The 18,217-nt window shown below is 59.4% G+C and carries 18 protein-coding genes; 10 read left to right on the plus strand and 8 right to left on the minus strand.

Annotated features, from left to right (window positions below; all coding sequences use genetic code 11):
- A partial coding sequence (locus AC07O1_RS20540; RefSeq protein ID WP_494992741.1) for a hypothetical protein occupies nucleotides 1–266 on the plus strand: 266 nt, incomplete at its 5' end.
- A gap of 177 nt (nucleotides 267–443) precedes the next feature.
- Here AC07O1_RS20540 and AC07O1_RS20545 read toward each other — a convergent pair.
- From AC07O1_RS20545 to emhA, 3 genes are read right to left on the minus strand one after another with little or no spacing between them, the layout of a single operon-like run.
- Nucleotides 444–1,904, minus strand: a complete 1,461-nt coding sequence (locus AC07O1_RS20545; protein ID WP_495089938.1) for an AdeC/AdeK/OprM family multidrug efflux complex outer membrane factor — start codon at nucleotides 1,902–1,904, stop codon at nucleotides 444–446.
- Entirely contained in the window at nucleotides 1,901–5,065 is a 3,165-nt protein-coding gene (emhB, locus tag AC07O1_RS20550; RefSeq protein WP_494992743.1) for an efflux RND transporter permease subunit EmhB, read from the minus strand. Before emhB ends, AC07O1_RS20545 begins: the two co-directional genes overlap by 4 nt.
- Nucleotides 5,066–5,068: 3 nt before the next feature.
- Entirely contained in the window at nucleotides 5,069–6,226 is a 1,158-nt protein-coding gene (gene emhA, locus AC07O1_RS20555) for an efflux RND transporter periplasmic adaptor subunit EmhA (protein WP_495089939.1), read from the minus strand.
- Between the two features lie 252 nt (nucleotides 6,227–6,478).
- Between emhA and emhR the strand changes: the two genes are divergently transcribed.
- The 4 genes from emhR (at nucleotide 6,479) to AC07O1_RS20575 (ending at nucleotide 9,607) form a co-directional block, all read left to right on the plus strand.
- Nucleotides 6,479–7,111, plus strand: a complete 633-nt coding sequence (gene emhR / locus AC07O1_RS20560; RefSeq protein WP_495089940.1) for an efflux system transcriptional repressor EmhR — start codon at nucleotides 6,479–6,481, stop codon at nucleotides 7,109–7,111.
- A gap of 161 nt (nucleotides 7,112–7,272) precedes the next feature.
- Nucleotides 7,273–8,157, plus strand: a complete 885-nt coding sequence (locus tag AC07O1_RS20565) for a DMT family transporter (RefSeq protein WP_495089941.1) — start codon at nucleotides 7,273–7,275, stop codon at nucleotides 8,155–8,157.
- Nucleotides 8,158–8,276: 119 nt separating this feature from the next.
- Nucleotides 8,277–8,975, plus strand: a complete 699-nt coding sequence (locus tag AC07O1_RS20570; protein ID WP_495011543.1) for a CoA transferase subunit A — start codon at nucleotides 8,277–8,279, stop codon at nucleotides 8,973–8,975.
- Between the two features lie 2 nt (nucleotides 8,976–8,977).
- Nucleotides 8,978–9,607 carry a CoA transferase subunit B gene (locus AC07O1_RS20575; RefSeq protein ID WP_494992748.1) on the plus strand — a complete coding sequence of 210 codons (630 nt, stop codon included), beginning with the start codon at nucleotides 8,978–8,980 and terminating at the stop codon, nucleotides 9,605–9,607.
- A 373-nt stretch (nucleotides 9,608–9,980) separates the two neighbouring features.
- On the opposite strand, the gene AC07O1_RS20580 is transcribed toward AC07O1_RS20575, so the two are convergent.
- From AC07O1_RS20580 to AC07O1_RS20590, 3 genes are read right to left on the minus strand one after another with little or no spacing between them, the layout of a single operon-like run.
- Complete coding sequence (locus tag AC07O1_RS20580; RefSeq protein WP_494992749.1) at nucleotides 9,981–11,030, minus strand: alkene reductase; 1,050 nt, start codon at nucleotides 11,028–11,030, stop codon at nucleotides 9,981–9,983.
- Between the two features lie 20 nt (nucleotides 11,031–11,050).
- Nucleotides 11,051–12,217: an MFS transporter gene (locus tag AC07O1_RS20585; RefSeq protein ID WP_495089942.1), complete on the minus strand. Its 1,167-nt coding sequence runs from the start codon at nucleotides 12,215–12,217 to the stop codon at nucleotides 11,051–11,053.
- A 25-nt stretch (nucleotides 12,218–12,242) separates the two neighbouring features.
- Entirely contained in the window at nucleotides 12,243–12,545 is a 303-nt protein-coding gene (locus AC07O1_RS20590) for an ArsR/SmtB family transcription factor (RefSeq protein ID WP_494992751.1), read from the minus strand.
- Between the two features lie 153 nt (nucleotides 12,546–12,698).
- Here AC07O1_RS20590 and AC07O1_RS20595 point away from each other — a divergent pair, with 153 nt between their 5' ends.
- Entirely contained in the window at nucleotides 12,699–13,283 is a 585-nt protein-coding gene (locus AC07O1_RS20595) for an acyl carrier protein phosphodiesterase (RefSeq protein ID WP_495089943.1), read from the plus strand.
- A gap of 128 nt (nucleotides 13,284–13,411) precedes the next feature.
- Here AC07O1_RS20595 and AC07O1_RS20600 read toward each other — a convergent pair whose 3' ends face one another.
- On the minus strand, nucleotides 13,412–14,206 hold the full coding sequence (locus AC07O1_RS20600; protein ID WP_495011546.1) for a lysophospholipid acyltransferase family protein: 795 nt from the start codon (nucleotides 14,204–14,206) through the stop codon (nucleotides 13,412–13,414).
- Nucleotides 14,206–14,961 carry an L-ornithine N(alpha)-acyltransferase gene (gene olsB / locus AC07O1_RS20605; RefSeq protein ID WP_494992754.1) on the minus strand — a complete coding sequence of 252 codons (756 nt, stop codon included), beginning with the start codon at nucleotides 14,959–14,961 and terminating at the stop codon, nucleotides 14,206–14,208. Before olsB ends, AC07O1_RS20600 begins: the two co-directional genes overlap by 1 nt.
- 141 nt (nucleotides 14,962–15,102) lie before the next feature.
- On the opposite strand from olsB, the gene AC07O1_RS20610 reads away from it, so the two are divergent.
- The 4 genes from AC07O1_RS20610 (at nucleotide 15,103) to AC07O1_RS20625 (ending at nucleotide 18,217) form a co-directional block, all read left to right on the plus strand.
- A complete protein-coding gene (locus AC07O1_RS20610) occupies nucleotides 15,103–15,978 on the plus strand; it encodes an acyl-CoA dehydrogenase middle domain-containing protein (protein WP_495089944.1) in 876 nt (291 codons plus the stop codon).
- Nucleotides 15,979–16,115: 137 nt separating this feature from the next.
- Nucleotides 16,116–17,213, plus strand: a complete 1,098-nt coding sequence (locus AC07O1_RS20615) for a serine hydrolase domain-containing protein (RefSeq protein ID WP_495089945.1) — start codon at nucleotides 16,116–16,118, stop codon at nucleotides 17,211–17,213.
- Entirely contained in the window at nucleotides 17,210–17,563 is a 354-nt protein-coding gene (locus AC07O1_RS20620; protein ID WP_494992757.1) for an amidase, read from the plus strand. Before AC07O1_RS20615 ends, AC07O1_RS20620 begins: the two co-directional genes overlap by 4 nt.
- A gap of 63 nt (nucleotides 17,564–17,626) precedes the next feature.
- Nucleotides 17,627–18,217 (plus strand): YceI family protein, encoded by a 591-nt coding sequence (locus AC07O1_RS20625; RefSeq protein ID WP_494992758.1) that lies wholly within the window; start codon nucleotides 17,627–17,629, stop codon nucleotides 18,215–18,217.

Raw genomic sequence — 18,217 nt, forward strand, 5'->3', positions numbered from 1 at the left:
AAAACATGAAAAGCGCCCCAAGCCTCACGGCTTGGGGCGTTTTTTTTTGTGCGCTTTTTATGAAAGGGTTTGGCATTGTGTGGGATGCCGGTAAACGCTCCTGTGCGGTGTGCCAGGCAGGCTCCACACGATTCGGCAGTGAATGCCTCGTCAACGATCTCAAACACGCTGTGAGTGCTTGTCCGGGCGCCGTAGCAGCTGCCGAGCTTGCGAGGCTGCGTTCGAGGACGAAGTCCTCGCAAAACCTGTGCGCGCGGTTTACCTGAAGAGCGTGTTGTCTGATTTACGACCGCTTCGCAGTCGAACGCAGCCTCGCAAGCTCGTCAGCTGCTACGAGAGTTAACGCTCGAATCCTGTGGAACAGGCAAAAAAAATCCGGAGCCCTTATCGGGCTCCGGATTTTTTACTCATCAAGGAGCGCTCAGCGATCCTTACTCAGGCTTTCAGAGCAGCTTGAGCTTCGGCGCCTCTTCCTTGATCGGCTCGTTCTGCGCGGTTTGTTCGTTCCAGCCGCCACCGAGGGCCTTGTACAGATTGACCTCGCTGACCAGCTGCGAAAGACGGTCAGTGATCAATGCTTGCTGCGCGCTGTACAACTGGCGCTGGGCATCGAGGAAGGTCAGGTTGCTGTCGATACCGATCCGGTAGCGACGCTCGGCCAAACGGTAGTAAGCCTGGTTGGCACTGACCAGATCACGCTGGGCCTGCAACTGTTGGTTGAAGGTCTGGCGTGCGGCCAGGCCATCGGAGACTTCCTGGAAGGCGGTCTGGATGGACTTTTCGTACTGTGCCACGGTGATGTCTTTCTGGATTTTAGAGTTATCCAGGCTCGCTTTCAGGCTGCCGGCATTGAAGATCGGCAGATTGATTTGCGGCTGGAACAACCAGGTCCCCGAACCACCTTTGAACAGACCGGACAGATCCGGGCTCAGCGTGCCGGCGTTGGCGGTCAGGCTGATGCTCGGGAAGAACGCTGCCCGTGCCGCGCCAATGTTGGCGTTGGCAGCCTTGAGCTTGTGTTCGGCTGCAAGGATGTCCGGGCGACGCTGCAACAGGTCAGAAGGCAGACCGGCGGGTACTTCACTCAGCAGGTCGCCAGCCAGCGGCTGACCGCCTGGCAGGTTGGCCGGAACCCCGGTGCCCAGCAACAGCGCCAGGCTGTTTTCGTCCTGTGCTACCAGGCGGGTATAACGCGCCAATTGCACTCGTGCGTTCTCTACGGAGGTCTGCGACTGGCTCAGGTCGAGGGCCGAGGCCACACCGACTTCGTTGCTGCGCGCAGTAAGTCTGTAGCTCTCCTCGTATGTACCCAGGGTGGTCTCGGTCAGCTTCAGCAGTTCCTTGTCGGCTTGCCAGGTCAGGTAGGCGTTGGCCACGCTGGCCACCAGGCTGATCTGAGTACTGCGACGGGCCTCTTCACTGGAGAAATAGGTTTGCAAGGCTTGTTCGCTCAAGCTGCGAACGCGTCCAAACAAATCCAGCTCATAGGCGCTGACGCCCAGAGTCGCCGAATACTGGCTGGTGATGTGTTCTGCGCCGGTTTGCGACAGGCGCGCCGGAGTACGTTGACGGCTACCGCTGCCGGTCGCCGAGACGGCCGGGAACAAGTCGGCGCGCTGGATGCGGTATTGAGCCGCAAAGGCGTCGATGTTCAGGGCCGCAACGCGCAGATCGCGGTTGTTCACCAGTGCGGTCTGAATAAGCTGTTGCAGTGCCGGGTCATGGAAAAACTGCCGCCAGCCTTGTTCAGCGGCCGCCACGTTGGCGGCCTCCGTAGGGCTGTAGGCTGGACCTTGCGGCCATTGCGCCGCGACCGGTGCTTCTGGCTGCTGATAATCGGGTATCAGCGAGCAACCACCGAGCACGAACGCGGTAATTGCCAGGGAAAGTAGCGACTTGCTCATTGGCTAGCCTCGGTTTGAGTTTCAATGGTGTCCAGTTCGTCCACGTTTTCTCTGCGGCCTAAGGAGGACACTGTGACGAAGAACAACGGCACCCAGAAGATCGCCAGAACAGTGGCGGTGATCATGCCGCCAATTACCCCGGTACCGATTGCATGCTGGCTGCCCGAACCTGCGCCTGTGGAGATTGCCAGTGGTACCACGCCGAGCACGAATGCCAGCGAAGTCATGATGATCGGCCGCAGACGCATCCGGCAGGCTTCAATGGCCGCATCGGTCAGACTACGTCCCTGATGATGCAATTCCTTGGCAAACTCGACGATCAGAATGGCGTTTTTCGATGCCAGGCCGATGGTCGTCAACAAGCCCACCTGGAAGTACACGTCGTTGGACAGGCCACGCAAGCTCGTGGCGAGCAGGGCACCGATAATCCCCAGCGGAACCACCAGCATGACCGCGATCGGAATCGACCAGCTTTCGTACAGTGCTGCCAGGCAGAGGAAGACCATCAGCAGAGACAGCGCATACAGCGCCGGCGCCTGCGAGCCGGACAGACGCTCCTCGTAGGACAGGCCAGTCCAGGAAATACCGACACCGGCCGGCAGCTTCTTGGCCAGGGCTTCGACTTCGGCCATGGCTTCACCAGTACTGTAGCCGGGCGCCGGGGCACCGAGGATTTCCATGGCTTCGACGCCGTTGTAACGGGCCAGCTTTGGCGAGCCGTAGATCCATTCACCCTTGGCAAAGGCCGAGAACGGGACCATGGTGCCGGCGCTGTTGCGCACATACCATTTCTTCAGGTCTTCGGGGCTCATGCGGGCACCGGGCTGACCCTGGATGTAGACCTTCTTCACCCGACCGCGGTCGATGAAGTCGTTGACATAACTACTGCCCAGTCCGATCGACAGGGTGCTGTTGATGTCTGACAGCGTCACGCCCAAGGCGCTGGCGCGTTCATCGTCGATGGTCAGTTGGTACTGCGGTTCATCGTTCAGGCCGTTCGGGCGCACCTGCGACAGTACCTTGCTTTGCGCTGCCATACCCAGGAACTGGTTACGTGCAGCCATCAGTTTGTCGTGACCGATACCGGCGCGATCCTGCAAGAACACGTCGAAACCGGTGGCGTTACCCAGCTCCAATACTGCCGGTGGCGCGAAGGCAAACACCATCGCGTCACGGAAGGTGAAGAAGTGCTGCTGAGCCCGGGCAGCCAGCTTGAACACGCTGTTTTCCGCAGAGCGTTCGCCCCATGGCTTGAGCATGATGAATGCCATACCCGAGCTCTGGCCACGGCCGGCGAAGTTGAAGCCAGTCACGGTAAACACCGAGTTGACTGCGTCGCCTTCACCGCCTTGCGCGCTTGGGCGCAGCAGGAATTCGCGCATCTCGTCGACCACCACCTGAGTTCGTCCGGAACTGGAGCCGGCCGGGGTCTGCACCTGAGCGAAAAGTACGCCCTGGTCTTCTTCCGGCAGGAACGCAGTAGGGATACGGGCGAACAACCAGACCATACCGATCACGATGATCACGTAAGCCAGCAGATACGGAGCCTTGTTTCTGAGGATGTTGCCGACACCGCGCTCGTAGCTTTTAACGCTACGGTCGAAGTTGCGGTTGAACCAGCCGAAGAAACCACGCTTAGGTGCGCCGTGCTCACCTTTTGGAATGGCCTTGAGCATGGTTGCGCACAGCGCCGGGGTGAAGATCAGGGCGACCATTACCGACAGCGCCATGGCTGAAACGATAGTGATCGAGAACTGTTTGTAGATCACCCCGGTCGAGCCACTGAAGAACGCCATGGGCAGCAGTACTGCCGATAGCACCAGCGCAATACCGACCAGTGCGCCCTGGATCTGCCCCATGGACTTCTTGGTGGCTTCCTTGGGCGACAGTCCTTCCTCGCTCATTACCCGCTCGACGTTTTCCACCACGACGATGGCGTCGTCCACCAGCAAGCCGATGGCCAACACCATACCGAACATGGTCAGGGTGTTGATGCTGAAACCAAAGGCCGCGAGGATCCCGAAGGTACCCAGCAACACAACCGGCACAGTCATCGTGGTGATAACGGTAGCGCGGAAGTTCTGCAGGAACAGGAACATCACCAGGAACACCAGCACGATCGCTTCGACCAGGGTTTCAACCACACCCTTGATCGACTCGGTCACCACTGGAGTGGTGTCGTACGGGAACACCACTTTCATCCCTTCAGGGAAGAAGGGTTCCAGGTCGCTGATGGTCTTGCGCAAGGCCTTTGCGGTGTCGAGAGCGTTGGCACCGTTGGCCAGCTTGACCGCCAGACCGGAGGCCGGCCTGCCGTTGAACTGGGCGCTGATGCTGTAGTTCTCACCACCAAGGCCGACATCGGCCACGTCACCCAGACGCACTTGCGAGCCGTCTTTGTTGACCTTCAGCAAGATGGATTTGAACTGCTCGGCCGTTTGCAGGCGAGTCTTGCCGATAATGGTTGCGTTCAGTTGCTGGCCAGAAACGGCTGGCAAGCCACCGAGTTGCCCGGACGACACCTGGACGTTCTGCGCAGCGATAGCGGTCTTCACGTCCACCGGCGTCATGTTGAAGTTGTTCAGCTTGGCCGGGTCTAGCCAGATACGCATCGCGTACTGGGCACCGAACACCTGGAAGTCACCGACACCCGCGGTCCGGGAGATCGGGTCCTGCATGTTGGAGACGATGTAGTTGGACAAGTCGTCCTTGGACATGCTGCCGTCTTGCGAGACCACACCGATGACCAGCAGGAAGTTCTTCACTGCCTTGGTGACACGGATACCCTGCTGCTGCACTTCTTGCGGCAGCAGCGGAGTGGCCAGGTTCAGTTTGTTCTGGACCTGAACCTGCGCGGTATCGGAGTTGGTGCCCTGTTCGAAGGTCGCGGTAATGGTCATGCTGCCGTCGGAGTTACTTTCCGAAGACACATAACGCAGGTTGTCGATACCGTTGAGCTGCTGCTCAATGACCTGAACCACGGTGTCCTGCACGGTTTGTGCAGAAGCGCCTGGGTAGGCAACGGAGATGGCGATCGCCGGTGGCGCGATGCTCGGGTACTGGTTGATCGGCAATTTGAGGATCGATAGAGCCCCGACCAACATGATCACCAGGGCAATTACCCAGGCGAAAATCGGACGGTCGATAAAAAATTTCGACATGGTTTACTCCCCTTTGCCGCCTGCAGCTTTGTTTGTTGCCTGCGCAGTGGTCGGGTTTTTCGCCGCAACGTTGGTCGCTTCGCTGGCCTTGACCTCAACGCCAGGTTTGACGAATTGCAGGCCTTCGGTAATCAGCCGATCACCCGCCTTCAAGCCATCCTCGATCAGCCATTGACTACCGACTGTCCGACTGGCCTTGAGCTGACGCAGCTCGACTTTGTTGTCCGGGCCAACCACCAGAGCGGTGGGAGTGCCTTTCAGGTCGCGGGTCACGCCTTGTTGCGGAGCGAGAATCGCCGCAGCGTTCACGCCAGTCTGCAACTGCGCATGGACAAACATGCCCGGCAGCAGAGTGTGGTCGGGGTTCGGGAATACCGCGCGCAGGGTCACGGAACCGGTTGTTTCGTCGACCGAGACTTCGGAGAACTCCAGTTTGCCTTCCGGTTTGTATTGGCTGCCGTCTTCCAGGGTCAGCTTGACCATGGCCGCATTCTCGCCGGCCTTTTGCAGGCGACCGCTTTCCAGTTCGCGGCGCAGCTCAAGCAACTCGACCGACGACTGAGTGACGTCGACGTAGATCGGGTCGAGTTGCTGAATCACCGCCATGGCGGTGGTCTGGCCGCTGTTGACCAGTGCACCTTCGGTGACCGAAGAGCGGCCGATACGGCCGGAGAGTGGCGCTAGCACTTTGGTGTAACGCAGGTTGATCTGTGCGTTTTGCAGACTTGCTTCCGATTGCAAACGATTGGCCACGGCAGTGTCGTATTCCTGACGGCTTACGGCTTGCTCGCTGACCAGTTGTTTGTAGCGATCAGAAATCGACTTGGTCGACTGCAGGTTCGCTTCGGCGCTTTTCTGGGTGGCTTCATAGACCGACGGATCGATTTGGTACAGCTGTTGGCCGGCTTTGACGTCGCCGCCTTCCTTGAACAGACGCTTGAGAATGATGCCGTTGACCTGAGGGCGGACTTCCGCCATGCGGTAGGCCGTGGTACGGCCAGGAAGTTCGGAGGTCAGGGTGAATGCCTGGGGTTGAAGGGTCACTACGCCGACCTGAGGGACTTGTGGGGCAGGTGCCGCCTCTTCCTTTTTGCATCCGCCAAGCAGCGATGCCAAGGCGACGGCAGTGACCAGAGCGGTAACAACTGGCTTGAATTGCATGAAAATCCTCGGGTCAGGCGCGCGAAATGCGCACAAGAAAAGTGGAAAGGTAAAAAATGTGCGCTGGGTAGATAAGTAGCTTGCTAATCAATATACTTACGTTCATGGTTGTTTGTAAATACCGGGGCGTGTACCCGGGCTGTTACAAGGCACGAATTGTAGGTTGGGGAAGGCATGACAATCGCCGCCCGCCATTAAGCTCAGATTAAGGTCCGGTGCCGTCTGAGGCACCCTGATTGAGGTTGTACTGCCATGGTCCGTCGTACCAAAGAGGAAGCTCAGGAAACCCGTAGCCAGATACTCGAAGCGGCAGAGAAAGCCTTTTATGAGCGTGGTGTTGCGCGTACCACGCTGGCGGATATCGCGGCGCTGGCTGGCGTCACGCGCGGGGCCATTTATTGGCATTTCAGTAACAAGGCGGATCTGCTTCAGGCCATGCTCGACACCTTGCATGAGCCGTTGGATGAGATGGCCAAGGCCAGTGAAAATGAAGAGGAGCTCGACCCGTTGGGTTGCATGCGCAAGCTGCTGATTCATTTGTTTCATCAAGTTGCCCTGGACTCGAAGACCCGACGCATTAATGAGATTCTGTTTCATAAGTGCGAATTCACCGATGAAATGTGCGATCTGCGTCAGCAGCGCCGCGTCGCCAGCCTGGATTGCAATGTGCGTATCGGCCTGGCGTTGCGTAATGCGGTGAATCGTGGGCAGCTTCCCGAGAATCTGGATACCGCCCGCGCAGCGATCAGCATGCATGCATTCATCAACGGCATCCTTTACAAGTGGCTTCTGGCTCCTGACGGTTTTGAACTGCACACAGAAGCCGAGCGTTGGGTCGATACCGGGTTGGACATGCTGCGCTGGAGTCCGAGCTTGCGCAATTAAGACAAAATGCGTAATTGAGACCAGTTGTGTCAACACCTAAGGCGAGCGAAGATCGATCCTGCGTTTGCCTTGTTTCGATGGGGTGCTTTTATATACGTGCTGGTTATATCTTGATAGATAGCGAGCTACGTATTTTGTAGGAAAATTGTGCGAGTGTGTGAATGAGTGTAAACGCCCCGTTGTTCAAAGGAGCTGAGCAGCCGATCAGAGGCATCGCACTGATTTGCCTGGCGGTTTTGCTGTTTGCAAGTCACGACTCGCTGGCCAAGTACTTGTCGGTGTTTTACCCCATCGTCATGGTGGTGTGGGCACGTTATGTGGTGCACACGCTGTTGATGCTGGTGATCTTCGTGCCGCGCACTGGTTTTTCGGCAGTGGTGCGCACCAAACGCCCGGGTTTGCAGTTGCTCCGCGCCCTGTGCCTGATTGGCACCAGCCTGTTCTTCACCACAGGTTTGCGCTATATCCCGTTGGCGGAAGCCACTTCGGTCAACTTTCTCGCGCCTTTATTGGTTACCGCATTGTCCGTCCCGTTGCTGGGTGAGCAGGTCTCGCGCAGCCAATGGCTGGCGGTGCTGGCCGGTTTTGTCGGGGTGCTGATCGTGGTGCGGCCGGGCGGGGCACTGTTCACGCCGGCGATTTTCCTGCCGCTGTGCTCGGCGCTGTGTTTTGGCTTCTATCAACTGCTGACCCGCAAACTCAGCGGCATCGACAGCCCGACTACCAGCAACTTCCTTACCGGTATTCTCAACTCGTTGATCATGAGCGCGCTGCTGCCATTTTTCTGGAGCACGCCAACGCTGGTTCACGCTCTGTTCATGATCGGTCTGGGGACCTGCGGCATGCTTGGCCATATGTTGCTGACCCAGGCCTTTCGCCATGCGGCCCCGGCGATGCTCGCGCCGTTCAGCTACGGGCAGATTCTGTTTGCCGGAATGTATGGCTACCTGATCTTTGACCATACGCCGGACATCTTCGGCATCATCGGGATTGCAGTGATTTGCCTGAGCGGTCTTGCCGTGGCCTGGGGGCAGCGCAAGGGCTAAGCTGACGAGGCAGCCGAATCGGGGGAGGGGTGGTCGCTGATGGTCCTGGCTCCTCCCGACCAGAGCAAACAGGCCGCGTCCGCATGCCTGCGGGTCGTGGTGAATTCGAGGAAAAACCTGTGAACAAGATTTACTCGAGTGCAGAATCCGCCCTGCAAGGTCTCGTCGAAGACGGCATGACCCTTGCGGTAGGTGGTTTTGGGTTGTGCGGTATCCCTGAAGCCTTGATCGCCGCCTTGCGTGACACCGGCAAGAGCGGGCTGACGGTGATCAGCAACAACGCCGGGGTCGATGGTTTCGGATTGGGTCAACTGCTGACCACCCGGCAGATCCGCAAGATGATTTCCTCGTACGTCGGCGAGAACAAAGAGTTCGAGCGGCAGTACCTGGCCGGCGAGCTGGAACTGGAGTTCACCCCGCAAGGGACTCTGGCGGAAAAGCTCCGCGCTGGTGGTGCGGGCATACCGGCGTTTTTCACCAAGACCGGTTATGGCACTCTGGTGGCCGAAGGCAAGGAAACCCGTGAGTTCGATGGCGAGTGGTACGTGATGGAGCGTTCGCTGCGTGCCGACCTGGCGTTGGTCAAAGCCTGGAAGGCCGACAAGTCGGGCAATCTGCTGTTCAACAAGACCGCCCGCAATTTCAACCCGCTGGCCGCCATGGCGGCGAAAGTCTGTGTTGTCGAAGTGGAAGAGATTGTTGAGACAGGCGAACTGGATGCCGACCAGATCCACTTGCCGGGGATCTACGTGCAGCGTCTGGTGCTCAACGCCACCCCTGAAAAACGCATCGAACAACGCACTGTGCGGAGCGCCTGATCATGGCCTGGACTCGTGAAGAAATGGCGCAGCGCGCCGCTCAAGAATTGCAGGACGGTTTCTACGTGAACCTCGGTATCGGTTTGCCGACGCTGGTGGCCAACTATATTCCCGAAGGCATGGACGTCTGGCTGCAGAGCGAAAACGGTTTGCTCGGCATCGGTCCGTTTCCGCTTGAAGATGAAGTCGATCCTGACCTGATCAATGCCGGCAAGCAGACCATCACCACCTTGCCTGGCAGCAGCTTTTTCAACAGTGCCGACTCCTTCGCGATGATCCGTGGCGGCCACATCAATCTGTCGATTCTCGGTGCCATGCAGGTGTCGGAACACGGTGATCTGGCCAACTGGATGATCCCTGGCAAAATGGTCAAAGGCATGGGCGGCGCCATGGACCTGGTGGCTGGGGTCAAGCGCGTGGTGATATTGATGGAGCACACCGCCAAGGGCGGTAGCCACAAACTGCTCAAACGCTGCGACTTGCCGCTGACCGGCGTCGGGGTGGTGGACCGGATCATTACTGATCTGGCGGTGCTGGATGTGACCGGGCAGGGCCTGAAACTGGTGGAGCTGGCGGCGGGTGTGAGCCTGGAAGAACTGCAAGCGGCGACCGGGTGCCCGATCAGCGCTTGATCGACGGCTCTTTGTAGGAGCCTGGCTTGCCAGCGATGAACGATAACGCGGTAGGTCAGGCAGACCGCATTGCTCCCTTCGCGGGCAAGCCTCGCTCCTACAGGGGGGGGCGAGTACATTCCAGGCAAATTGCTTTGCCAACAAAAAGCCCCGGCTCTTTCGAGTCGGGGCTTTTTGCGTTTGGGGGGCTGCTCTCCCCTTTCCCGGAATGTGCCTGCAAAAAGACCGGTAGCGGCTGAAATGATCGTTCCCACGCTCCGCGTGGGAATGCAGCCCGGGACGCTCCGCGTCCCAACAGCGGACGCAGAGCGTGGGAACGATCATAGGGGGCGGCCTTCATAGACCGCTCCCTATGCCGATTAAGGCGCTTTGTTTACAGCACTGGGTAGTCGATGTAGCCGACCGGGCCTTTGCCGTAGAAGGTTTCAGGATGCGCCTGGTTCAGTTCGGCATCGGCTTTCAGGCGCGCTGGCAGGTCCGGGTTGGCGATGAACGGTACGCCGAAGGCGATCGCATCGGCCTTGCCGCTGGCCAGCCAGGCATTGGCGCTGTCTTTGGTGAAGCGTTCGTTGGCGATGTATGGGCCGCCGAACGCTTCTTTGAGCTGCGGGCCGAGGCTGTCGACGCCTTCTTTCTCGCGCGAGCAGATGAAGGCGATGCCACGTTTGCCCAGTTCCCGAGCGACGTAGCTGAAGGTCTCTGACGGGTTTTCGTCGCCCATGTCGTGGGAGTCGGCCCGTGGCGCCAGGTGCATGCCGACGCGGCCAGCGCCCCATACTTCGATTACTGCGTCAGTCACTTCGAGCATCAGCCGTGCACGGTTTTCCAGCGAGCCACCGTAGTTGTCGGTGCGCTGGTTGGTGCTGCTTTGCAGGAATTGATCGAGCAGATAACCGTTGGCACCGTGGATTTCCACACCGTCGAAACCGGCGGCTTTGGCGTTCTCGGCGCCCACGCGGTAGGCGTCGACGATGTCGGCGATTTCAGCGGTTTCCAGTGCGCGTGGCGTCGGGTAGTCGGACAGCGGACGAACCAGGCTGACATGGCCTTTGGGCTGAATGGCGCTCGGGGCGACCGGTGTTTCGCCATTCAGGTAAGAGGGGTGGGAAACTCGCCCGACGTGCCACAGCTGCAGGAAAATCCGCCCGCCAGCGCCGTGAATGGCCTTGGTCACGTTGCTCCAGCCGCGCACTTGATCGTTGGACCAGATGCCCGGGGTGTCAGGGTAGCCGACGCCCATTGGCGTGACCGAAGTGGCCTCGCTGAGGATCAAGCCGGCGGAGGCGCGCTGAACATAGTATTCAGCCATCAGCGCGTTCGGCACACGGCCTTCATCGGCCCGGCAGCGAGTCAGCGGTGCCATGATGATGCGGTTCGGCAGTTCGAGGTCGCCGAGTTTGATTGGATCGAAAATAGTTGCCATGGATACAACCCTCTTAATGATCAGTTGGTAGCTGGGGCCAGCTCGGCATTGCCGCTCTGACGAAAAGTAATCAGGGTCACCAGCAGTGCGAGGACCGCCAGCGCAGCAGCGGCCAAGGGCACGCTGGTCAGGCCGAAACCGTGGGCAATGACGCTGCCGCCGACCCAGGCGCCGAGGGCGTTGCCGATGTTGAAGGCGCCAATATTGAGGGTCGACACCAGGTTCGGTGCGGCCTTGCCGAAGGTCACTACGTTCACTTGCAGGGCCGGAACGGCGGCGAACGAGGCGCAGGCCCAGAAGAACAGGGTGATTTCGGTCGGGATCAGCGCGACGCTGGTCCAGCTCAACACGCTCGAGACCACCGCCATCGAGATGAAGACCCTGATCAGCGTGGCCGCCAGGCGTTTGTCCGCCAGCTTGCCGCCGATGATGTTACCCACGGTCAACCCGAGACCAATCAACAGCAGGGTCCAGGTCACGCCCTTGGGCGAAACACCGGTGACGTCACCCAACAGCGGTGCAACGTAGGTGAAGAGGGTGAACATCGACGCCGCAAACAGCGCGGTCATGCTCAGCGACAACCAGATCCCGGCACCTTTCAGGGCGGCCAGCTCCGAGCGCATATCGAGTTTTTCTTCATCGCGTCTGGCTGGCAGGAAACGGATCAGGCCGATCAGCGCGATCACACCGATAACCGTCACTGCCCAGAAGGTCGAACGCCAGCCGGCTTCCTGACCCAGAGCAGTGCCCAGCGGTACGCCCAACACATTGGCCAGGGTCAGGCCGGTGAACATCAAGGCCACGGCCGAGGCGCGTTTGTTGGCGGGTACCAGGCCGGCAGCCACCACCGAACCGATGCCGAAGAAGGCTCCGTGACACAGGGCCGTCACGACCCGGGCGAACATCAGCACGTTGTAGTCACTGGCCAGGGCACAGAGCAGGTTGCCGACGATGAAGATGCCCATCAACGCTACCAGTGCGGCCTTGCGTGGCAGTTTGGCGGTGGCCAGCGCCATGAACGGCGCACCGATGGCCACGCCCAGGGCGTAGCCGGTCACCAGCCAGCCGGCGCCGGGAATCGACACCCCGAGGTCGGCCGCCACATCGGGCAGCAAGCCCATGATGACGAACTCGGTGGTGCCGATGGCGAAGGCACTCAGGGCCAGGATGAGTAGCGAGAGGGGCATGTTTAATCCTTTTAAAAGTGCCGGGTCAGAGCTCTTTGCTGATGGTGCGCAGGAATTCCTGAATCACATCCTCGTTGCGTTTGAAGAAGTGCCACTGACCGGCCTTCTGGCTGGTGATCAGCCCCGCACGCTGCAAGGTCGCCAAGTGAGCGGACACGGTCGACTGCGACAGGCCGCAGCGTTGATCGATTTGTCCGGCACAGATGCCGTACTCGTGATGGTGGATTTGATCGGGGAACTGAGCTTTCGGGTCTTTCAGCCAGTTGAGAATGTCTCGCCGTACTGGGTGCGCCAGGGCTTTTATTATTTCGTCGAGGTCGATGGTCATGGCAGTGCTCGGGGTGGGTAAAACGTTATATCGCGATGGAGCGAACTTTAAATCGTTATTTCGCGATATACAAATATGACTTTGGTCTGAGATCAGCGTAAATCGATATATCGGGTTATAACGATATCGGCGCCTGGTGCTAAGCTGCGCTCTATGAACTATCTCGCACACCTACACCTTGGCGGTCAGCGCCCGGGTCAACTGCTCGGCAGCCTGTATGGCGATTTCGTCAAAGGCCGGCTGCAAGGGCAGTTCGATCCGGATATCGAGGCGGCCATTGCGCTGCATCGGCATATCGATATGTTCACCGATCGCCACCCGCTGGTCGGCCAGTCGCTATCGCGGTTTTCGCTGACGCGGCGGCGTTACGCTGGAATCGTGCTGGACGTGTTCTTCGACCATTGCCTGGCGCGGGACTGGCAGCTGTATACCGACCGTCCGCTGGACAGTTTCACTGCAGACGTTTATCGGGTGCTGGCCGCTGAACCCCGGTTGCCGGGGCGCCTGGCGGATATTGCGCCGCACATGGTGGCCCATGACTGGCTGGGTTCGTATCGTGATTTTGCGGTGCTGGAGCAAGTGCTCCGGGGTATCTCGCGGCGCTTGTCGCGCCCCGAGGAACTGGCTGGCGCCATGCAGGAACTGGAAAAGTTGTATGAGCCGTTGAGTGAGGATTTTCGGGTGTTCTATCCAGAGTTGCAGGCGTTCTCACAAGAACAATTGCGAATACATTCTTGAACGCAGCGATGATCTAGTGTGGGAAGGGGCGGGCGACGTTCGTTTGCTCGCGATGCGGACACCTCGGTTGGGCTGATACACCGTGGCGATCCCATCGCGAGCAAGCTCGGTTCCTACAGACGCGGGGGTCAGGCAGCGATCAGGTCACCGGTACGGCGCGGTTCTGCAGGTTGAGCGACCTCACCAAACAATGCTTTTTGCACCGCTTGCTGCGCCTGAAAGGCCAATGCCGCACGTTCCTGACCGTGACAGGCAATCGGTTTGAGCAGGTGGATTTCCACCTCGCCCTGATCATTGGCAAACAAGCGCATCAGGTGTGACAGCAGGTCATCGTCGCCAATGAAGGGTGCCAATGGATCGATCTGTCCATCACGTAAATACCGAATGGCCACCGGTTGCAAGGCCACGTCGGCGTCGATGGCGGCAGACAGCAAGCGGCCATGGAAGGTGCGCAGCGAACGGCCGTCGGTGGTGGTGCCTTCCGGGAATATCAGCAGCGGATGTTCTTGCTCCAGATGACGGCTCATCTGTTTGCGGATCAACTGGCTGTCGCCCGAGCCGCGACGGATAAACAGACTGCCAGCCTTCGCCGCCAACCAGCCGGCGACCGGCCAGGTACGCACTTCAGCCTTGGACAGAAAGGACAGCGGAGTCAGCATGCCGAGCAACGGAATGTCGGTCCATGACACATGGTTGCTGACCCATAGCATTGGTTGCTGCGGCAGTTCCCCCTGAACGGTCACACGGAAGGGCAGGGCATTACTCAGCCGCGCCATGAAAAACCGTGACCAGCGCTGACGCCGGACCATGGAGTTGGCGATGCCCATGCGCTCGAAAAAGCCGAACAGGCTGGCCATGCTCAAACCTAGCGCGACCACCAGCAACACCCGCGCAATCCGTGCGTACACCCGCAACCGGCTCATCAGACTGCCGCCTTGAAGTGCCGTGCGTAACGCGGGCACAACTCGTCACGCTTGAGCAGGATGAATACGTCAGCGACCTGGAAGTCTTCGTCCCAGCAGGGTTCGCCGCAGATTTTCGCCCCAAGGCGCATGTAAGCCTTGAGCAGTGGCGGCATTTCGGCGATTACGTTGGACGGGATGTCGAGGGGCGGCAGCGGTTTCTTCGGTTCGGCGCGCAAGTGTTCGGTGCTCAGGTAGCGTTCGCGCAGCCGTTGCATGATCGCCTGGGCCTGAATCCCGCCGTCCTGCATCGGGATGCTGGCGCAACCCATCAGGTAGCTGTAACCGCCCTGGTTGAGCACTTCGGCCAGTTCGCCCCAGAGCACGGCGATGGTACCGCCGTTGCGATACGCCGGATCAACGCAGGTGCGGCCGATTTCCAGGATCGGGCCTTTGAGGTGCACCAGGCCGTGCAGGCTGAATTCTTCTTCGCTGTAGAAGCGCCCCAGACTGCTGGCGGCCTGATGGTCGAGCAAGCGAGTGGTGGCAACCAGACGGCCGGTGTTCAGGTCACGTACACCGATGTGGGCGCAGTGAACATCATAGTCATCCATGTCCAGACCGAACTCGGCTCCTTTTAACCTGGCGTTGAATTCGCCGCTGAAAACGTTAAAGCGCAAGGCCTGGGCTTCCTGCAATGCCTCGGTACCGATCAGGCGTTCGGCTTGCAGGCGGCGTTCATTGCCGGTGTCGCTGATGCGGGCGATCTGAGTCATTGCGAATCTCCTTACGGGCTACTGACCCATCTTGGGTTGCAGCCGATCGACTTTGTTGTGCAAAGTCAGGCTATGTAGCCCCGGTGTCATCGCCATGAAGCTTTGGTGATGCTTGTATGACAGCCCTTTGAGGAACCTCTTATGCCTTGGCAAGCCCTGTTGAGCCGCTGCACCCGGTTGCCCGCCGGTCCGGATCTGGCTGAAGGCTATGCGGCTTTGTTACACAAGTTGGGCAACGTGACGCCGTTCGAGCTGGCGGTGCGCGGTGGTCGATTGATGGCAACGCCGGGGCTGGCGTTTCTGGTGGGCTACCAGGCAGCGTTGCGCATGCTTTGGCCCAGTGCGCCGCCGAGCCTGGGTGCCTTGTGCGCGACCGAGCAGCGCAGCCTGCGACCGTCAGACATGCAGACCCGTCTCGATGGCCTGCGACTGAGCGGGCGTAAGGATTTCGTCACGGCCGGCGATGCCGCGGACTGGCTATTGATTGCCGCGCGCTGCGAAGAGCCGGATGAACCACCGCGTTTGAGTCTGGCGGTGGTTTACCCCGGAGAGCCCGGTGTACGTCTGGAAAAATTACCGGCCATCGCGTTGATGCCGGACATCAGCCACGGCCGTCTGTTTCTCGACTATGCCCAGTGCGAATTGCTCGCCGGGGACGGTTGGGACGCCTACGTCAAACCGTTCCGTACCCTGGAAGACATCTATGTGCTCAGTGCCATGAGCGCCTGGTTGTATGGCGTCGGTCACGACAGCGACTGGCCGCAGAGCCTGCAATTGCGGTTGTTGGCGCTGCTGGCCGGGTGTGCCGAAGTCAGTCGGCACAACCCGGGTTCAAATGCCGGGCATATCTTGCTGGGTGGTTTGTTCGCACAGTTTGATTCGCTCAAGCCTGAGCTGAACGAAGCGTTCAACGATGGCCCGCCGGAGTGGGCTGAGCTGTGGAACCGTGATCGGGCGCTGCTGGACCTGGCCACTGTGGCGCGGGCCAAACGGCTGGCCAAGGCGTTGGCGGGTTGAAAAGGCCCCGCTCCTCGTAGCAGCAGGCTTCGCCAGTTGCTACGGTTTTTTTTGCAGCCAAGGGTCCTCGGTATTGACCTTCAAAACTGTCATCTATCTCGACTAGGCTCAGCAGGTTCATCCCCTGAGTGCCTGCCATGCCCAAAGGCTTGATCCTGCTCCTCGCGCTGTTGCTATTTGTGAACCATCAGGCTGTTGCCGAAAACTGGCCTGCCGAACAATGGTCCCAAGGCCCTCAGGTCACCGGTCCGGCGCTTAAAGCCCTGGAGGATTACGCCTTTGAGACTCGCGACGACACTACCCATAAAGGCATCCGCACCGATGCCTTGCTGGTAATCCGCGACGGTCAGCTGATTTACGAACGCTATGCCGGGCCGACCACCGTCGATACGCCGCATCTCACTTGGTCCATCAGCAAAAGCCTGATGGCCACCGTGTTGGGCGTGGCTTATGGCGAGGGACGTTTTGCGTTGCAGGACCCTGCGGCGAAATTCTATCCGCCGCTGCAAAAGCATCCGGCGATTTCCATGGCCGACCTGTTGCACTGGGCGTCTGGCCTGGATTGGCAGGAAGACTATGAATACGCCCCGTTGAAGTCATCGGTGGTGGCCATGCTGTACACCCGGGGTCGCAGCGATATGGCGGCGTTCACTGCCGAACGTGCTGAGCTCAGTGCGGCTGGGCAGGTGTTTCGCTACTCCAGTGGTGACAGCAATCTGTTGTCCGCCACACTGAAAAAGCTGCTCGGCGCGAAGTATCCGGACTATCCGTGGACCGGGTTGTTCGAACCCTTGGGCATTCGCAACGCTATTTGGGAAACCGACGCCAGCGGTACTTTTGTCGCCTCATCCTATTGCTACCTCACCGCGCGTGATCTGGCACGGGTCGGTCTGTTGATGCAGCGCGACGGTCGTTGGCGCGATCGGCAGTTGTTGCCCAAGGAGTGGGTCGAGTTCAATCGCCAGCCTTTTGCACACTATCAAGCGAAGCAGGACGACGTTGTTCCCGGTGGCCAGTGGTGGCTCAATCGCGCGGTGGAGGGTGCAGGCAAACCCTGGACGGATGCTCCGGCCGATACCTTTGCCGCACTGGGCCATTGGGGGCAGGCGCTGTATGTCATCCCCAGCGAGAACCTGGTGATCGTGCGTTATGCTGATGATCGCGATGGCAGTTACCAGCACAACGAATTGCTCAAACGTGCGTTGGCCGCTTTTACCCCACAGGTGTTGCCATGAGCCGTCGCGGGTTTGTCCGGCGCAGACCGTTCAGCAGTGTGCTGATTTTGCTGGTTCTGGCGTCGCTCGGCTGGGGCTGGCAGGAACGGGAGGCATTGCAGGCGTTCCCCGACATCCTTGGCGCTTACACCGCCAAGGAGTACTGCTCCTGTCGCTATGTGATGAACAATCCGACCCAGTATTGCACTGCCTATGTGAAGCAATATTTGCCCATCAGCGGTTTTTTTGATGATGCGGCGAGCAAGCGTGTGACGGCCAGCGGCATGGGCCGAACCCACACCGCTGGCTGGATAGGCACGCGCCAGGGTTGCCGGTTGCTGCCACAGGCTGATCGGTTGCCGGGCTCATGAAAGTTTGCAAGTTCGGCGAGTATGGTTAAGGTTCAACTCAGGTTTATTTGCCCATGAGTTGTTATGCCCAACGCTTCGTTACTCAAACTGTGCACTTTGCTGCTGACGGCCTGCGCGGCCCTGCCTGCTCACGCCGACTGGTATCTGGATGGCGAGTCTTCACGACTGTCCTTTGTCACCACCAGGAACGCCCATATCTCTGAAGTTCAGCGCTTTCTGGCGCTGCACGGCAAGGTTGATGACACGGGCATGACGCAAGTACAGGTCGAGCTGGAGTCGGTCAATAGCGCGAATGCGCTACGCGATGAGCGCATGCGCAAGGATCTGTTCGAGATCAAGACATTCCCGCAGGCGCTGATCACCGCGCAAATCAATCTGCTGCCCATCAAAGACCTCGCCCCCGGTGCGCAGCTCGAACTACGGTTACCGCTGACCGTAAAGCTTCACGGCAAGGAGCAGAGCTACAACGCCGAACTGCTGGCCACAAGGCTTGATGACCGGCGTTTTCAGGTGGTCACCCTTGAGCCGCTGGTGCTCAATGCCGAAGACTTCGATTTGGCACCGGGCCTGATTACATTGCGCAAAGCTGCCGATTTGTCGGCGATCAGTCTCTCGGTGCCGGTGGGTGCGGTGCTGATTTTCGCGGCGCGCTGA

The sequence above is a fragment of the Pseudomonas sp. GW821-FHT07G10 genome, assembly GCF_059418545.1.